At 53.3% G+C, this 16,414-nt stretch carries 13 protein-coding genes; 7 read left to right on the top strand and 6 right to left on the bottom strand.

What is annotated here, in order from left to right; genetic code table 11:
• The first annotated feature begins 120 nt into the window (after positions 1–120).
• A complete protein-coding gene (locus J7I43_RS09340) occupies positions 121–1,749 on the top strand; it encodes an NADP-dependent glyceraldehyde-3-phosphate dehydrogenase (protein ID WP_209145403.1) in 1,629 nt (542 codons plus the stop codon).
• A gap of 220 nt (positions 1,750–1,969) precedes the next feature.
• On the opposite strand, the gene J7I43_RS09335 is transcribed toward J7I43_RS09340, so the two are convergent.
• A complete protein-coding gene (locus J7I43_RS09335; RefSeq protein WP_209145402.1) occupies positions 1,970–2,491 on the bottom strand; it encodes a helix-turn-helix domain-containing protein in 522 nt (173 codons plus the stop codon).
• 97 nt (positions 2,492–2,588) lie between these two features.
• Between J7I43_RS09335 and J7I43_RS09330 the strand changes: the two genes are divergently transcribed.
• Both J7I43_RS09330 and J7I43_RS09325 read left to right on the top strand, forming a co-directional pair.
• Positions 2,589–3,464 (top strand): c-type cytochrome, encoded by an 876-nt coding sequence (locus J7I43_RS09330; protein ID WP_209145401.1) that lies wholly within the window; start codon positions 2,589–2,591, stop codon positions 3,462–3,464.
• 27 nt (positions 3,465–3,491) lie between these two features.
• Positions 3,492–4,067 carry a cupin domain-containing protein gene (locus tag J7I43_RS09325; RefSeq protein WP_209145400.1) on the top strand — a complete coding sequence of 192 codons (576 nt, stop codon included), beginning with the start codon at positions 3,492–3,494 and terminating at the stop codon, positions 4,065–4,067.
• A 103-nt stretch (positions 4,068–4,170) separates the two neighbouring features.
• Here J7I43_RS09325 and J7I43_RS09320 read toward each other — a convergent pair whose 3' ends face one another.
• The 5 genes from J7I43_RS09320 to J7I43_RS09300 form a co-directional block, all read right to left on the bottom strand.
• Positions 4,171–4,362, bottom strand: a complete 192-nt coding sequence (locus tag J7I43_RS09320; RefSeq protein WP_209145399.1) for a hypothetical protein — start codon at positions 4,360–4,362, stop codon at positions 4,171–4,173.
• A gap of 10 nt (positions 4,363–4,372) precedes the next feature.
• Complete coding sequence (gene clpX / locus J7I43_RS09315; RefSeq protein WP_209145398.1) at positions 4,373–5,614, bottom strand: ATP-dependent Clp protease ATP-binding subunit ClpX; 1,242 nt, start codon at positions 5,612–5,614, stop codon at positions 4,373–4,375.
• 144 nt (positions 5,615–5,758) lie between these two features.
• Positions 5,759–6,475: an ATP-dependent Clp endopeptidase proteolytic subunit ClpP gene (gene clpP / locus J7I43_RS09310; RefSeq protein WP_209145397.1), complete on the bottom strand. Its 717-nt coding sequence runs from the start codon at positions 6,473–6,475 to the stop codon at positions 5,759–5,761.
• On the bottom strand, positions 6,465–7,835 hold the full coding sequence (locus J7I43_RS09305; RefSeq protein ID WP_209145396.1) for a trigger factor: 1,371 nt from the start codon (positions 7,833–7,835) through the stop codon (positions 6,465–6,467). The genes clpP and J7I43_RS09305 overlap by 11 nt, the downstream gene beginning before the upstream one ends.
• A gap of 334 nt (positions 7,836–8,169) precedes the next feature.
• Complete coding sequence (locus tag J7I43_RS09300; RefSeq protein WP_209145395.1) at positions 8,170–8,526, bottom strand: hypothetical protein; 357 nt, start codon at positions 8,524–8,526, stop codon at positions 8,170–8,172.
• Between the two features lie 251 nt (positions 8,527–8,777).
• On the opposite strand from J7I43_RS09300, the gene J7I43_RS09295 reads away from it, so the two are divergent.
• The 4 genes from J7I43_RS09295 (at position 8,778) to J7I43_RS09280 (ending at position 16,397) form a co-directional block, all read left to right on the top strand.
• Positions 8,778–9,380 carry an RNA polymerase sigma factor gene (locus tag J7I43_RS09295; RefSeq protein WP_209145394.1) on the top strand — a complete coding sequence of 201 codons (603 nt, stop codon included), beginning with the start codon at positions 8,778–8,780 and terminating at the stop codon, positions 9,378–9,380.
• 74 nt (positions 9,381–9,454) lie between these two features.
• Positions 9,455–10,636, top strand: a complete 1,182-nt coding sequence (locus tag J7I43_RS09290) for a FecR family protein (protein ID WP_209145393.1) — start codon at positions 9,455–9,457, stop codon at positions 10,634–10,636.
• 326 nt (positions 10,637–10,962) lie between these two features.
• Complete coding sequence (locus J7I43_RS09285; protein ID WP_209145392.1) at positions 10,963–14,355, top strand: TonB-dependent receptor; 3,393 nt, start codon at positions 10,963–10,965, stop codon at positions 14,353–14,355.
• A gap of 14 nt (positions 14,356–14,369) precedes the next feature.
• Positions 14,370–16,397: a RagB/SusD family nutrient uptake outer membrane protein gene (locus J7I43_RS09280; RefSeq protein ID WP_209145391.1), complete on the top strand. Its 2,028-nt coding sequence runs from the start codon at positions 14,370–14,372 to the stop codon at positions 16,395–16,397.
• Positions 16,398–16,414: the final 17 nt, after the last annotated feature.

The raw sequence follows: 16,414 nt of genomic DNA, 5'->3' as shown, positions 1-16,414 counted from the left end.
CAATGGGTATTAATTTCTCATATTCTAATGGGAAATTATTATCAGCAAGTCGTATTTTACACTGTTATAGCATGAGCACCAGTTTATTATCCGATATTTTTATTTTAACTACCCTCGATTATGACCACTTTTGAAGAACAACTAGACCATCTTTTCCTAACAGCAGACGCTATCCCCGCCGAGTTCCGCCTGCCGGCTGAAATCCACCAGCGCGAATATCTTTCCGGCGGTGAAATGAAACCCTGGACCGGCGACACGCACACCGTATTATCGCCCGTTTGCATCAAAACCGCCAGCGGCCTCGAAAGAAAAGTGATCGGCTCGTACCCGCTCTGTGGCGCCGAAGAAGCCATGGCTTCGCTCAACGACGCTATCCTCGCGTACCGCGACGGCCGCGGCGAATGGCCCACGATGTCTGTGGCCGAACGTATCGCCTGCGTGGAGAAATTCACCGGCAAAATGATCGCAAAAAAGCAGGAAGTAGTATCGCTGATCATGTGGGAGATCGGCAAGTCTTACGCGGATTCCGTAAAAGAATTCGACCGCACCGTGGAATACATCCACGCTACGATAGACGCTTTAAAAGACCTCGACCGTAAATCGTCCGGCTTTTCGATAGAACAGGGCATTATCGGCCAGATCAGGCGCAGCCCGCTGGGCGTCGTGCTTTGCATGGGCCCGTTCAACTACCCGCTCAACGAAACCTTCACCACCCTCATCCCCGCGCTCATCATGGGCAACACGCTGCTGTTCAAACCTCCGAAACACGGCACCCTGTTGCATTACCCGCTGCTCGAAGCTTTCCGCGAATGTTTCCCGAAAGGCGTGGTGAACACCATATACGGCCGCGGCAACGTGATCATCCAGCCGCTGATGGAATCCGGCAAGATCAACGTGCTCACGCTCATCGGTTCCAGCAAAGTGGCCAACCAGCTCAAAAAAATGCACCCCAAGGTGAACCGCCTCCGCGCCATCCTCGGCCTCGACGCCAAAAACGCCGCGATCATCACCGATAAGGCGGATATCGATCTCGCCGTAAAAGAATGCGTGCTCGGCTCGCTTTCTTTCAACGGGCAACGTTGCACGGCCATCAAGATAATTTTCGTGCACAGCAGCGTGGCGGACGCTTTCCTGGAAAAAATGAGCGCCGCCGTCGGTAAACTGAAATTCGGCATGCCCTGGGAGAAAGACGTGTTCCTCACGCCCCTCCCGGAGCCGCAGAAACCGGGTTATTTGCAGAGTTGCGTGGCCGATGCGGTAGCGCATGGCGCAAAGGTGATCAACCCCAACGGCGGGGCTGCAAATGCCTCTTTTGTGTATCCGGCGATCGTGTACCCGGTTAACGAACAAATGAAATTGTACCGCGAAGAACAATTCGGGCCGGTGATCCCCGTCATTCCCTTCGATAACATCGAAACGCCGATCGATTACCTGATCGAGGCGGACCACGGCCAGCAGGTGGCGATCTTTTCCAACGACGCGGAAGAGCTTGCTACGCTGATAGACCCGCTGGTGAACCAGGTGAGTCGCGTGAACATCAATTGTCAATGCCAGCGCGGGCCAGACATCTTCCCCTTCACCGGCAGGAAAGATTCAGCCGAGGCCACGCTGTCTGTTTTCGACGCGCTCAGGGCCTTCAGCATCCGTTCGCTGGTGGCTACCAAACAGACGGAAGAGAACAAAGCGCTGATCAACCAGATCGTCAGCGAACAATCCTCGAATTTTCTTTCAACAAAGTATATTTTTTGATAAATTGTAAAGGCGCTGGCTTGCTAAAACTTAGTGGGCCAGCGCTTGGTTTTTTACAATTTTTTCAATATTTACACCTTAGTGTGATGGAAATGTGTAAACAGAAAGTTAAATTTGGGTTAATTACTTTCCTTACCAATTTATCAACCTAAACACAAAACAGAAAGATCGAGAAAATTTCTACTCCAAATTGTAAAACCGCCTCTATTGAGGCGGTTTTCTATTGGGGCTGAAAGATGCCCTGGATAAATGTTTTGAGCCGTGCGGGCGGGTACCCGTACATCTTTTTGAATGCGGCCGAAAAATGATTGGGCGAACTGTAGCCCAGGTTGTCGGCCACTTCGTTCACGTTCAGTCTTTCCTCCACCAGCATCCGCCTGGCGGCTTTCATTTTCAGTTCCTGCACAAAACCGAATACGGTGTTGCCGAAAAGCTGCTTGAAACCCTTCTTCAGTTTAAATTCATTCAGCCCGAAACGCCTGCACAGCAGGTCGAGGCTCAATTGCGGGCTCAGGAATTCCGTGCGCAGGTAATCTTTCACGGCCTGTAAACGCTCCGCATCCACGATGGATATACGTTGTGCGCCCGGCAACGCCGTTACCTGGAAATGCATCAATGCCTGCAGGGGGTCCCACAAGTCGTCGCTGTCTAATGTTTGTTCTTGTGCGAGTGTAGCATGATCTCTAAAGAACGCGTGGCTGGCGATCGCATTTAATGCGTCGCGGGTGAGTTTTGGGGTCATTTCTAAAAATCCGTTTTACGTATTAAGTTATCCGTTTGTCGTACTAACCGCCGGGGTTACGCGGTTTAATTTTGATCCCGTAAAAATAAACATAAACATGTTGCGGAAAATACTGAAATGGACGGGCGGCATCATAGGTGTACTGGTGGCCCTCATACTTATCTTTTATTTCACCATGTATATGATGGTGAATAACAGGAAGAGCAAAACGTACAACGTAGAAGTACGGATGATCGATATTCCCTCGGATTCCGCGTCTGTGGCGGAAGGAGCGCATATCTACGCTACCAAGGGCTGCGCAGACTGCCATGGCGATGATCTTTCCGGGAAAATTTTTATCGACGACGACGCGCTCGGCAAATTATCGGCAGCCAATCTCACCTTCGGCAAAGGCGGCCGCCCGGGGAATTATTCAGACCGCGAATGGCTGATGGCCATGCGCCACGGGCTGAAAGCCAACGGCAAACCTTTGCTGGTAATGCCTTCTTACGAATTTTATAAAATGTCGGACCATGACCTGGCGAATCTTATTGCTTATCTCAAATCTGTGCCTTCGGTGGATCATGAATTGCCGAAACCCAAGTTGGGCCCGCTGGGCATTGTACTGTCGGGTTTGGGTAAACTTCCGCTGATACCCGCGGAAAAGATCGATCATCAGTACAAACCCGGAGAAGTCGTGAAACGCGGCCCCACCAGGGAATACGGGCAATATCTTTCCATGTCCTGCACCGGCTGCCACCAGCCGCATCTCAAAGGCGGCCCCAATCCCGTACCGGGCGGTACTCCCGCGAGAGACATCACTGCCGCCGGCAACGTGGGTAAATGGTCGCTGAGCCAGTTCACCGCCGTGCTGCGCAGCGGCAAAACGCCCGATGGGCGCCAGCTGAAGAATGAAGACATGCCCTGGAAAATGACGGCGAATTATACGGACGAAGAATTGCAGGCATTGTACCTCTATCTCAAAACACTGTAACCTCCCGGGGTCTTAAAACGTTTCATCATGGCTTTACCGCGCACAATTTCCAATCCTGACATCGGCGACAGGGTAACTTTTCTTGAAACCGCGGAGGACACCAACGGCTCGCACGTTACCGTACTGGTAGAACTGGCGCCCGGCGGGAAGAACGGGCTGCATTACCACACTACTTTCACCGAACATTTCGAAGTCGTGGAAGGGGAGCTGGGGCTGCGTGTGGGAAAAGAATTTCTTTTCCTGGGTAGGGGTGGCACCGCAAGTGTGCCGTTACATATTCATCATCTCTTTTTTAACCCGAGCGGCAAACATCCCGTGACCTTCAAGGTCACGATCAGGCCGGCCAGGCAGTTCGAAGCCTGCCTGCGCGTGGCTTACGGGCTGGCTACCGACGGAAAGACGAATAAAAAAGGGATACCGAAAAAACTCAGTCACCTCGCGGCGCTGATGGCATTGGGCGAAACTTACCTGACGTTCCTGCCGCACGGTTTGCAGGAATGGCTGTTCGGTTATCTCGGCAAAAGAGCGAAGAAAAACGGTACTTTTAAAGAACTGGAACCGTATTATAAACAACAAGAGACGCCCGAAGGCGTCTCTGCTTAAATATCATCTGCATGCTTTTATTGATCATTTCTGCTGTAAGGAACCTGGGCGACCTGGCGTTGTGCTTTTTTTACGATGCTTATCGCGCCATTTTCCGGGCTGCTTAATCAAGGAAGTCGTCGGCGGCATTCTGTTTGGGGCTGCCGGCCATTCCTTCGAACCATTTGTCTACGTTGTCCGCGATCATCGGCGGCAACTTGCTTTTCACAAAATCCTTCACGGCTTCTATCGCTTTTACGGCCTGTTCGTCGTTAATCCCGGCCTTGTCTTTCAGTTGTTGGATCAGTTCCTGCATGAGGTCGTTTTTAGGCTACTTTTAAAGTTACGAGCGTACTCTTGTCCAGCTTCTCCGCACAATATTCGCGGGAGAGCACAAAAGTTTTTTCGTTGCTGGAAGGAAGGTTGAACATCGCTTCGGCCAGCACCACTTCGCAGATGGAACGGAGGCCGCGGGCGCCCAGCTTGTATTCCAGGGCTTTGTCCACGATATAGTCCACCGCTTCCGGTGTTATGGTCAGCTCGATGCCTTCTACTTTGAACAGTTTTTTGTACTGTTTGATGAGCGCGTTGCGTGGCTCCGTAAGAATGGCGGAAAGCGCTTCCTTATCCAGCGTGTTCAGGTAGGTAACGATCGGTAAACGGCCCAGCAGCTCGGGGATGAGGCCGAACTGTTTCAGGTCCTGCGAGTTCACGTACCGCAGGATGTGTTTGCGCGCGTCTTCTTCTTTTTCTTTATTGACGGTGAAACCGATGGAATGCGTCTGGATCCTGCGGGAAATGATGCGGTCCACGCCGTCGAACGCGCCGCCGCAAATGAACAGGATGTTCTGCGTGTTCACCTTGATGAGTTTCTGCTCGGGATGTTTTCGGCCGCCCTGCGGGGGAACGAGCACTTCGGTGCCTTCCAGCAGTTTCAGCAGGCCTTGCTGCACGCCTTCGCCGCTCACATCGCGGGTGATGGACGGGTTGTCGCTTTTGCGCGCGATCTTGTCGATCTCGTCGATATACACGATGCCTCTTTCGGCCGCTTCCACGTCGTAATTGCACACCTGCAGCAGGCGGGTGAGAATGCTTTCCACGTCTTCGCCTACGTAACCGGCTTCGGTGAACACGGTGGCGTCTACGATGGTGAAAGGCACATTCAGCAGTTTGGCGATGGATTTGGCAAGAAGGGTTTTACCCGTACCGGTCTCGCCCACCATGATCAGGTTGCTTTTTTCGATCTCCACATCGTCTTCCGTTACCTGCTGGTTCAGGCGTTTATAGTGGTTGTATACGGCTACCGCGAGTATTTTTTTCGCGTCGTCCTGCCCGATCACGTATTCATCCAGGAAGTGCTTGATCTCTACCGGTTTGGCTACTTTGGGAACGAAATGGGAGGGGGTGGATTTTTTCACCTCGCCGCCCGGGTTCAGTTCCTGCTCGATGATCTCCTGCGCGTTGGTTACGCAGTTCTCGCAGATATGCCCTTCCGCACCGGCGATCAGTATCCTTACCTCGTCTTTGTTACGGTTACAGAAAGAACAGCGAATCTTGGATTCTTTCATCTAAATAATTTTAATATGAATGCTGTGTCCCTTGCGGGAACCACAAATTTAAGCATTTTTTCGGGGGGAGGGTGAAAAAACGGCCCCGGGTTTTCCGGTGGTGGATGAAAGAAAAACGTCCCGCCGGAGCGGGACGTTTCAGCATTATTGAGGATTATTTTCCGCTGCTTTTTTCTTCGGGTTCTTTTCCAGAACGTCGTCGATGATGCCATATTCCTTGGCTTCGTCCGCGGTCATCCAGTAGTCGCGGTCGCCGTCTTTTTCCACGCGTTTAACGGACTGGCCGCTGTGCGTGGCGATGATTTCGTTGAGCTCTTTTTTGAGTTTCACGAATTCGCGCGCGGTGATCTCGATATCGGAGGTCTGGCCTTCGGCGCCGCCATGCGGCTGGTGGATCATTACGCGTGCGTGTTTCAGCGCGGTGCGTTTGCCTTTGGAGCCTGCCACGAGCAGCACGGCGCCGAAGGAAGCGGCCATACCGGTGCAGATGGTGGCCACTTCGGGGCTGATGATCTGCATGGTATCGTAAATGCCCAGGCCCGCGTAAACGGAGCCGCCGGGGCTGTTGATATACATCTGGATGTCCCTGTTACGATCGGCGGATTCCAGGAACAGCAGCTGGGCGGTGATCACGTTGGCTACGTAATCGTTGATAGGGTCGCCCAGGAAGATGATCCTGTCTGCCATCAGGCGGGAAAACACGTCCATCTGGGTAACGTTGAGTTGGCGCTCCTCGATGATGTACGGCGTCAGCGAATTGATCTGATGCTGATGAGCGCGCGCGTAACTATCTACAACCAGGCTACTGATCCCTCTGTGCTGGATGGCATATTTCCTGAATTCGTTGTTATTAATGTTCATGATGGTGATGTTTATGAGGTAATTTAACAAATTCTTCAGCAGAAATTTCCTCTTCTTTTACGTTCACCTTTGTTTCGGCCCAGTCAAACAGCTTCTGGGTGATCATTTCGCGGTAGGTCTGGTCTACGTACTTCTCGTCCTGCAGCAGGCGGTCCAGGTAGCTGTCCATCCATTCTGCCTGTTCGCCGCCAAGGCCGTAGTAACCCATGATTTTCGCACGGGCGTTTTCTTTCAGTTCCTCGAAGGATACTTCCAGTGAATTATCGCGGATCAGTTTGTCGCTGATGAGCGTCCAGCGAAGCTGATGGTCGAAGCTCGGGTATTCGTGCTCGGCTTCCTCGGCTGTTTTCGGCTTTTCGCCGCCTTTCTGCAGCCAGCGTTTGAGGAAATCTTTGGGAAGCTCGATGGGGGTTTCGTGCACCAGGGTCTCGAAAAGGTCGTTGTGCATGTGGTTGGTCGCTTCCTGCTTCCAGTACTTGCCGATCTCTTCTCTCAGTTTTTCCCTGAATGCTTCTTCGGTTTTGATCTCCTGGCCGGGATATACTTCGTTGAAGAACTCTTCGTTCAGTTCTCTTTTTTCGATCAGCCCCACTTTGGTGATGGTGAGCTGGAAGTATTTGTCCAGGGCTTCTTTATCGGTTGCCAGGCCCAGGTCTTTCACGATCGCTTCGCCCTGCGTTTTGTCGAAGGCTTTGGAAAGCTGCACCGTGAGGGTGTCGCCGGCTTTTTTGCCCTGCAGCTCTTTCTGCGCGGCTTCGGAGAAGGATTTTACCAGCAGGGAATTTTCCTTTTTCTCAGCGTCTTCAGCTACATTGCCTTTGGCGTCTGATGCACGGAATTCCAGGCTGAGCACATTGTTTTCTGAAGTGATGGTTTCGGGCTCGGACATTTTGCCGCCTTTCAGCTGCAGGCGTTCTACTTCCTGGTTCACGATCTCGTCGGTTACCGTTACGTTGTAGCGGGTGAGCGCCGTTTTAGCCAGCAGGGCGTCTACGTCAAAAGAAGGTTTCAGGCCCACTTCGAACTCGAAATTATATTCGGAAGGTTGTGCGTAATCAAGTGATTTGGCTTCTGTATCCAGGGACAGCGGCTGGGCGAAGATCTCCAGCTTTTCCTGCTGAAGGTAACCCATCAGTTCTTTTTCAACGGTTTTCAGCACCTCGTCCTGGAAAAGGGCCTGGCCGCTCATTTTTTTGATCATGCCGGCAGGAACCTGGCCTTTCCGGAATCCCGGGATGTTCGCATTTTTTGAAAAATGCTTCACTGCTTTCTCGAAATTGGGAAGGTAATCTTCCTGGCTCACTTTCACAGTGATCTTATCATTTAATAAACCAATGTTCTCTCTGGTTACGGTTGCCATTTGTTTTTTGTTAATATATTAAAACACAGAATAAAAAAGCTTTTTTGATGGCTGTGAAGCACTAGTCTGCGAAGATTGTGCCACGGGGCCCGGAGCGGGAAATCCTGCCTTTTTAGCAGAAACCGTACAGGCAGGGGCGGACAAATTATCATTTCCCGCCTTTTCCCCTGCCCGTTTCCCGAACATCCCGCCGGTTGCTGTAAAGCGGTAACTGTCAGCTGTTTGCAGAAAAAAGTCACCACCGGCGAAGCGCGAAGATAGTGCGTTTATGCGAGATTTGAAGGGGAAAACGGTCATATAAAAAGGGAATGAAATACGAAAGTCGCCGCCAGCCCTAAGCCCGCGGCGGCTTTTGTTTCCGGCCGCTTATTCCGGGAATGCCAGCCGTTCGCTGCCAAAACCCCAGTTCAGCCCGAAAAGCGCCGGGATCTTCGATCAGGTACAGGTCTTTCCCCAGCCGGTAATTCAGTACACCCACCACCCGCTGCGACCGCAGATCGCCTTCCACCACGTAGCTCCGGTGCAGGGCTTCCACGCCCAGGCTCAGCGGGTCCAGCGAAAAAGACACCCCGCCGCCCACGTCGAAACTGTTGGCGCTGGTAATGGCGCTTTTCTCCAGCGCAAATTGATCGTATATGGTGGCGATGCCGTTGCTTGTGATGTCTGCTGCGTGACGCCGCCGGTTTTGCAAGCGTCCATGGTAAAAGGTTTTTATAGGATGACGACCGGGAATTTAACGTGTAAAAATTACACCGGCTCATAAAAACAATGAATTTGAGCCCCGGCGATACGTTTCCTGTAATTTAGGTAAAAGGATTTAGCAAAGGCTTGGTTGGACAATTCCTTTTATTTAGATTTACAACGCAAGGAACCCGTTCCTGAAAAAATTCCATGTGACCAAAACATATGCCCGCCCTGCAGAAGGGCGCAATATTCAACCAAATGAACAGTAACTCATCAGAATCGGCGTTGTGCAGGCGGATGGCCGCTGGTGATGAATCCGCGTTCGCCAGCCTGTATGAAATCTACCAACCGAAACTGCATCTTTTCGTTTATCCGCTCACTGGTTTTTCGCTGCCCGATACCCATGAAGTAGTGCAGGATATTTTTATCAAACTCTGGCTGCGCAAGGAAACGCTTGTGAATATCGTTTCGCTGCAGGCATACCTTTTTACCATGGCGCGCAACCGCCTGTCTGACCTACGCACACAACAGGCGCAGCAGCGCAAAGCGATCGAAACGCTCCAATTGCAGCAATCCGAAGCGCATTCTGACGTGCAGGAAAATCTCCAGCTGCGGGAATATCACCGCATCGCGCGCGCCCTTATCAACCGCCTTCCCAAACAGAAACGCCGCATTTTCATCCTCCGCAACGAGCAGGGCCTTTCCCTCGACGAGATCGCCGCCGAGCTCAACATCACCAAGTTCGCCGTTAAAAAGCAGCTGTACGAGGCCACCTGGTATCTCAAAGCCTGCCTCAGCACGCACGCCGACCTGAAGATCGGCAGCATTATCCTCATTTTCAATATTTTACACAACCTCTGACCCCGGCTGAAATTTTTTTTTCGGCAAAAGGTGTGCTTTCTCTTTTTCGGGCAGTCTTATTAGCAAGCAAGGTTATGAGCCAGGAAAAAATCTACCAGTTACTGGACAAATATGCATCCGGCGGATTGACCGCCGCTGAGCAGCGCGAACTGTCGGAACTTTTGCAATCGCTGGACGGGCGGGAGTTCACCGCCGTAACGGAGCGGTATGCGCAGATCGTGGAGCAGCGCGGCGTTCCCGGCGAAGCCGATACCGTTTTGTTTGAGCGGATCAGGGAGCGGATCGGCGATATGGAGGGGGAAATGCGCCCTGTGCGCACGCGTACGCGCTGGTGGGCGGCCGCGGCCGTTTTGCTGGCGTTGCTCAGCGCGGGAGCGTACCTGTTCAACCGCCAGCCGCGGCAGATCGTATCGCTGAAACCCGCGGCAGACACGGTTCATCACGAAATACGCCCTGGTGGAAACAAAGCCGTGCTTACGCTGGCGAACGGTTCCACCATCGTGCTCGACGAAGCGGCGGACGGTACGCTGGCGCAGCAGGGCGGCACTAACGTGGTGAAGCTCGGGAACGGCCAGCTGGCTTATGTCGGCGATGGCGGTGAAGTTTCCGCCAGCGTGTACAACACGATCGCCACGCCGCGCGGCGGGCAGTACCGCATTGCGCTCAGCGACGGCACGCAGGTGTGGCTCAACGCGGCGTCTTCCATTCGTTACCCGGCCGTTTTTGGTGGCAGCGAAAGAAGGGTGGAGATCACCGGGGAAGCGTATTTCGAAGTGGCGAAAGACGAAAAAAGGCCCTTTACGGTACAGATCAATAAATCGACGGAGATCAACGTGCTGGGCACGCACTTCAACGTAAACGCGTATGAAGACGAATCGAACATCCGCACCACTTTGCTCGAAGGCAAGGTGAGCGTGGCGGTGTTTGGGAAACAAAACATATTAAAACCCGGCCAGCAGGGCACGGTAATCTATGGCAACAGCGGCGGTGCCGTGCAGGTGAAGGAAGTAGATACGGGAGAGGCGGTTGCCTGGAAAGAGGGCATGTTCAGCTTCAAAAACGCCGACCTGCGCGCCGTAATGCGGCAGCTGAGCCGCTGGTACGATGTGGAAGTGGCTTACGAAGGCGGCAACAGCAACGCAGTATTCGAGGGAAAAATACAAAGGGAACTGAACCTGGCGGACGTGCTGGACGCATTGCGGAAAAACAACGTGCAGTTCAGGATCGAAGGCCGGAAGATCATAGTGAGACAATAACGATACAATAGACATTCCACTTCATTACAGAAACCGATCTAAAATCCAGTTATGAATCAGTAATCCAGTTTTTTAAAGCAGGCCTTATACAAAAATCCGCCCCGTTTCAGCGAGGCGGACGGACCTTGTATGTTCTCAGCATACAGGGCCTGAAAGGCGTAAAAAAAGTCGCAAAACACATTTTTATCACCCAAATCGAAGTTATGAAATTAACTGCTTTGTGCCAAAACGAAGCCGGTGCGCTATTCCAGTGTATCAAACGGATCGCCGGCCTTTTCGTTGGAACAACCAAAATGCTTCACAAGCGAAGTAAACTCTGGGAGATTATGAGATTATCCTTTCTTCTGCTTACCGCCGCTTCTTTGCAGGTAAGTGCCACCGGGTTCTCGCAGCAGGTCACTTATTCCGGTAAGGACGTGCCTCTGAAAAAAGTATTCACCGCCATCGAAAAACAGGCGGGGTACGTATTCTTTTACGACGCAGCGATTCTCGAAAATGCGAAACCCGTTACCGTAAACGTTTCGCAGGGCACCGTGGAAGCCCTGCTGGAGAGCTGCTTCAAAGACCAGCCGCTCGAATATTTCATCAAACAGAAAACGGTGTTCATCGTGCGGAAGCCAGACCGCGCGGTGCCTTCGTCTTCTTCCCCGGCGCCGCCGGTAAAGATCACCGGTAAGGTTACGAGTGAAAAAGGCGAGCCCCTGCCCGGCGTAACCGTGCAGGTGAAAGGCACTTCCAACGGCGCGCTCACCAACGGCGACGGCAACTTTTCCATCACCGCGCCTTCCGCCAACGTTACGCTGGTGATCTCCTTCATGGGCTTCGTTTCCCAGGAAGTGCAGGTAACCTCCGCCGCGCCGCTGGACATTGTGCTGAAAGAAGACAATAAAAGCCTCAACGAAGTGGTGGTGGTAGGTTACGGCCAGCAGCAGAAAGTAACGCTCACCGGCGCCGTGGCCACCGTATCCAACAAAGAGATCGTGACCACCAAAAACCAGAACGTGCAGAACATGCTGACCGGTAAAGTGCCAGGCCTGCGTGTGATCCAGAATACTTCCGAGCCGGGGGACTTCACCAACCAGTTCGATATCCGCGGCTTCGGCGCGCCGCTGATCGTAATTGACGGCGTTCCGCGCGGCAACATCCAGCGGCTGGACCCGAACGAGATCGAAAGCATCTCCGTGCTGAAAGACGCTTCCGCGGCGGTGTACGGCGTGCGCGCGGCCAACGGCGTAGTGCTCATTACCACCAAAAGCGGCGGCACCAGCGGCAAAGCCCGCATCGATTATTCGATGTACTACGGCCTGCAGAAACCTTCCGGCCTGCCCAGCCCGCTCGATGCCGTAGACCGTTTCACGATCTTCAACGAGCAGAGCATGCACAACATCAACAGTCCTACCTGGGTGTTCCCCGAAGACATCATTGCGCCTTACCGCGACGGCACCAAACAAAGCACCGACTGGTACGGCGAAGTGATGCGCGATTACGCCCCGCAGCAATACCACAACCTGAGTGTGAACGGCAACGCGGGTAAAAAAATGGACTATTTCGTGAATCTCGGCTACACCGAGCAGGGCGGCTTCTGGAAAAGCAACAGTCTTAAATACAAACGCTACAACCTGCGCTCCAACCTCAACGCGCAGATCACGGACCGGCTTACGGCGTCGCTGCGCCTCAACGCCATTCTCGATCAGAAAGACAGCCCGTACCGCGATTCCTGGGAGATCTTCAAAAACCTCTGGCGCTCGCACCCTGACGATCCGTATTACGCGAACAACGATCCGAAATATCTCTATCACAACCTCGCCGACTATCACCCGGGCGCAATTGCAGACGACCTGGTGTCCGGCTTCAAGAAACGCAATTCCAAAACGTTCATGAGCACTTTCTCGCTCGAGTATAAAGTGCCGTATATCGACGGACTGGTGGCGAAAGGCATGTTCAGCTACGACGCTACCATCAACGACAATACCAATTACCAGAAAGAATTTTCCGTATACGAATACAACGAAGCCGGCGATATTTACGTACCGTACAAATACCAGATACCGAATACGCTCAACAGGAGCTACGCGGTGCTGCCCGGCACGCTGATGCAGTTTTCGCTGAACTACAACCGTACCTTCGCGAGATTGCATAATATGTCTGTGCTGGCTTTGTATGAAGAAAGCGAAGGCACGGGCGACAGCTTTTTCGCGCAGCGCGAGCTGACCATCCCGCTGCCGTACCTGTTTGCGGGCAACTCCGCCAACCAGATCGGCAACAACAACACGGGCAGCGTGTTCAAAAACGCGAACCGCGGCCTGGTGGGTAAAGTGCACTACGATTTCAATTCCAAATACCTGCTGGATTTCAGCTTCCGTTACGACGGTTCTTCCCGCTTCCCGCCGGGCAAACAATGGGGCTTTTTCCCCGCTGTGTCCGCAGGCTGGCGTATTTCCGAAGAAGCATTCATGAAAGGCAACCAATCGCTCGCCTTTATCGACAACCTCAAGATCCGCGGGTCGTACGGTGAAATGGGCGACGACGGCGCTTCTTCCTTCCAGTTCATTTCCGGTTACGATTATCCCGCCAGCGGCGGCAATTCACAGGCGCTGGCCGCGGGTTACCTGTTCGGCGACAAATGGGTAAGCTCCCTCGGCTTCCGGAACTCGCCCAACATGAACATCACCTGGTATAAAGTACGCACGCTCAACCTCGGCCTCGACGCGAATTTCTGGAAAGGCCTGCTGGGCGTAACGGTAGACGTGTTCCGCCGCGACCGCGAAGGTTTGCTGGCAAACAGGCTGCTGTCCCTGCCCGGCACTTTCGGCGCCAACCTGCCGCAGGAAAACCTGAACAGCGATATGAACAAAGGGTTTGAGCTGATGCTGACCCACAACAATACCATCGGCCGCGATTTCCGGTACAACCTCAGCGGCAACATCGCTCTTACACGCGCCATGCGCAAGTATATCGAGCGCGCGAGAGATGGCAACTCTTATTCCAACTGGCGGAACAACTACACCAACCGTTACAACGACGTGTGGTTTGGCTGGGGGTATAACGGGCAATATTCCTCTTACGACGAGATCGCGAAATACCCTGTGTATACCGGCCGCTCCGTGCTGCCCGGCGATTACATTTACGAAGACTGGAACGGCGACGGCGTGATAGACGATATGGACCGTCACCCGATTGCCACCACGGTAAACCCGACGGCGGGCGATTTCAGGGATAAGGACAGCTACCCGCTGATGACCTTCGGTCTTACGATGGGCGCGGAATACAAAGGTTTCGACCTGAACCTGCTCTGGCAGGGCGGCGCCATGTCTTACGCGGCATTCGGCGAAATGTACCAGACCATTTCCCAAAACGCGCTCGACTTTTTCATGGACCGCTGGCACCCGGAAGACCCGACCATGGACCCTTACAATCCTTCCACGAAATGGATACCCGGCCGCAATGCATACACCGGCACCGTGTACGACATCAACTCCGAGCGCGGCATCCAGAACTGCAATTACCTGCGCCTGAAAACCGTGGAGCTGGGTTATTCCCTGCCCGCGCGCTGGATCAATAAAGTCGGCATACAGGACCTGCGGGTGTATGTAAACGGGTACAACATGCTCACGTTCACTAAAGCCATAGGAATTGACCCCGAACATCCCACCGACCTTTACGGGTACCTGTACCCGCTGAACAAAACGGTGAATTTCGGCGCCAGTATTCGATTCTAATAAATTCTGCAACTATGAAGAAATTAAAATATATCGCTGTTTTCCTGCTTTGCGGCGCAAGTTTCAACTGCGTCAAGCTGGATATTCCGCCCGTGAACGTGCTGCAAGACCAGGACGTGTTTACCAACGATGCCGGCGTAATGGCCTATATGGCCGCGTTGTACAGCCGCATGCCCATCGAGGATTTTAAATACAGTACGGTGGAAGGCACGCAAGGTTTCAACACCTGGAACATCATCAACAGTCTTTCCATCAACACCGGCGAAAACGCCAACCGCAACAACGGCGGTTTTACCGATCCCGCGAGAGGCTACTGGGGCGAGGCTTACGGCGTGATCCGCCAGGCAAACAACCTCATTACCAACCTGCCCAAATACGGCGGCGTGCTGAGCCCGGACAATGTGAAACGTTGGGTGGGAGAGGCGCACTTCATCCGCGCATACACTTATTTCGCGCTGGTAAAACGGTACGGGGGCGTGCCCATCGTAACGGAAGTGCAGGAATTTAACGGCGGAGACGTAGCCCCGCTGCAGGTGCCGCGCAGCAGCGAAGAGGAATGTTACGATTTTATCGGTGAAGACCTCGACTACGCGATGGAGAACATGGGGCCGGCGAGTGAAAATTCCGGCCGCGCGAACAAAAACATCGCCGCCGCGTTCAAATCGCGCGTGATGCTGTTCGCCGGTTCCATCGCCCGCTACGGCACACCCTACGCGCCTAACGGCGTAATGATAACGGGCATTCCGGCCGCCAAAGCGAACGATTATTTTAAAGCCGCCTACGACGCTGCAAAAAGCGTGGAAGGCGTGTACAGTTTGTATAAAAAGAAATGGTCTGCCACCGACAAGATCGCCACGGCAGACAACTACGCCGATCTGTTCCTGGACAAATCCAGCCCGGAAACCATTTTCAGCAAAGGTTATTCCTATCCCGAAGCAGTGCACAGCTGGGATGCGGTGAACGCGCCCCCGCACCTGACCTCCACTTACGGCGACCGTTTTTGTCCCACGCTCGATTACGTGGAGCTGTTCGACGGCCTGCCGAAAAACGCCAAAGGTCAGCTGAACACGCTGAATGCGGACGGTACTTACAAAGTATTCAACAATGTCGGCGAACTGTGGGCGGATTGCGAACCGAGGCTGAGAGGCACGGTGCTGCTGCCCGGACAGAAATTCAAAGACGGGTTTGTGGACATCCGCCGGGGCACGTTCATCGAATCGGTTGACCCGGCGGTGCCCATCAATAAATTTTATCCTGATGAAGAAAAAACTGCGTACTCGCGTTTGCAGTGGTACAAAGATCATGTGAAAGAATCCAGCGACTGGAAACCTACGGGCCAGGTGGCTATCACGCTTACTTCCGGTGAAAAAATATATCCCGGCGGGCTGGACGGTCCGACTTCCACCAACGGCGCTACGGTAACCGGCTTCTGCGGCAGGAAATACATGGACCCCGCGCTGCCTTCAGCGGCTACGGCCTTGCACCGTTCCACCCAGTCGTGGATAGACATGCGGTATGCCGAAGTATTGCTGAACCGCGCCGAAGCCGCGCTGGAACTGGCGCAGAACGGCGGTTCCGTGCCGGGAGTAGATCTTCAGCAGGATGCATTTAATGCCATCAACGCCATCCGCGAAAGAGCGGGAGCGGAAATGCTTGCTACGCCCGCAGATCTTTCAGCAGGAGCATCCGTTCCCAAAGAGCAGGGCGGTTATGTGCTCGCGCCCAACCGCGGCCTGCAGATCATCCGCATCGAAAGGAGAAAAGAGCTGGCGTTTGAAAATAAATTGTACTGGGACATGAAACGCTGGAGAACCTTCGACCAGGAAGTGAACGCCAGGACATGGCGCAAATGCAATCCTTTCCTGTTCGCCAAAGGCGCGGACCCCGTTACGATCGATTACGTGGAAGGAAAATACATTTTCGACTGCCGTTTCGATGAGCGGAACTCCGCATTCACTTTCCAGGTAAGGATGTATTACGAACCGATACCGGGCGGCGAACTGACGAAGAACCCGAAGCTGGTGCAGAATGCCCTTTATTAATGGATTTTAAAACAAGC

It is taken from the genome of Chitinophaga chungangae (assembly GCF_017742215.1).
Classification (GTDB): domain Bacteria; phylum Bacteroidota; class Bacteroidia; order Chitinophagales; family Chitinophagaceae; genus Chitinophaga; species Chitinophaga chungangae.
This window is presented reverse-complemented; position numbering and strand designations above follow the sequence as displayed.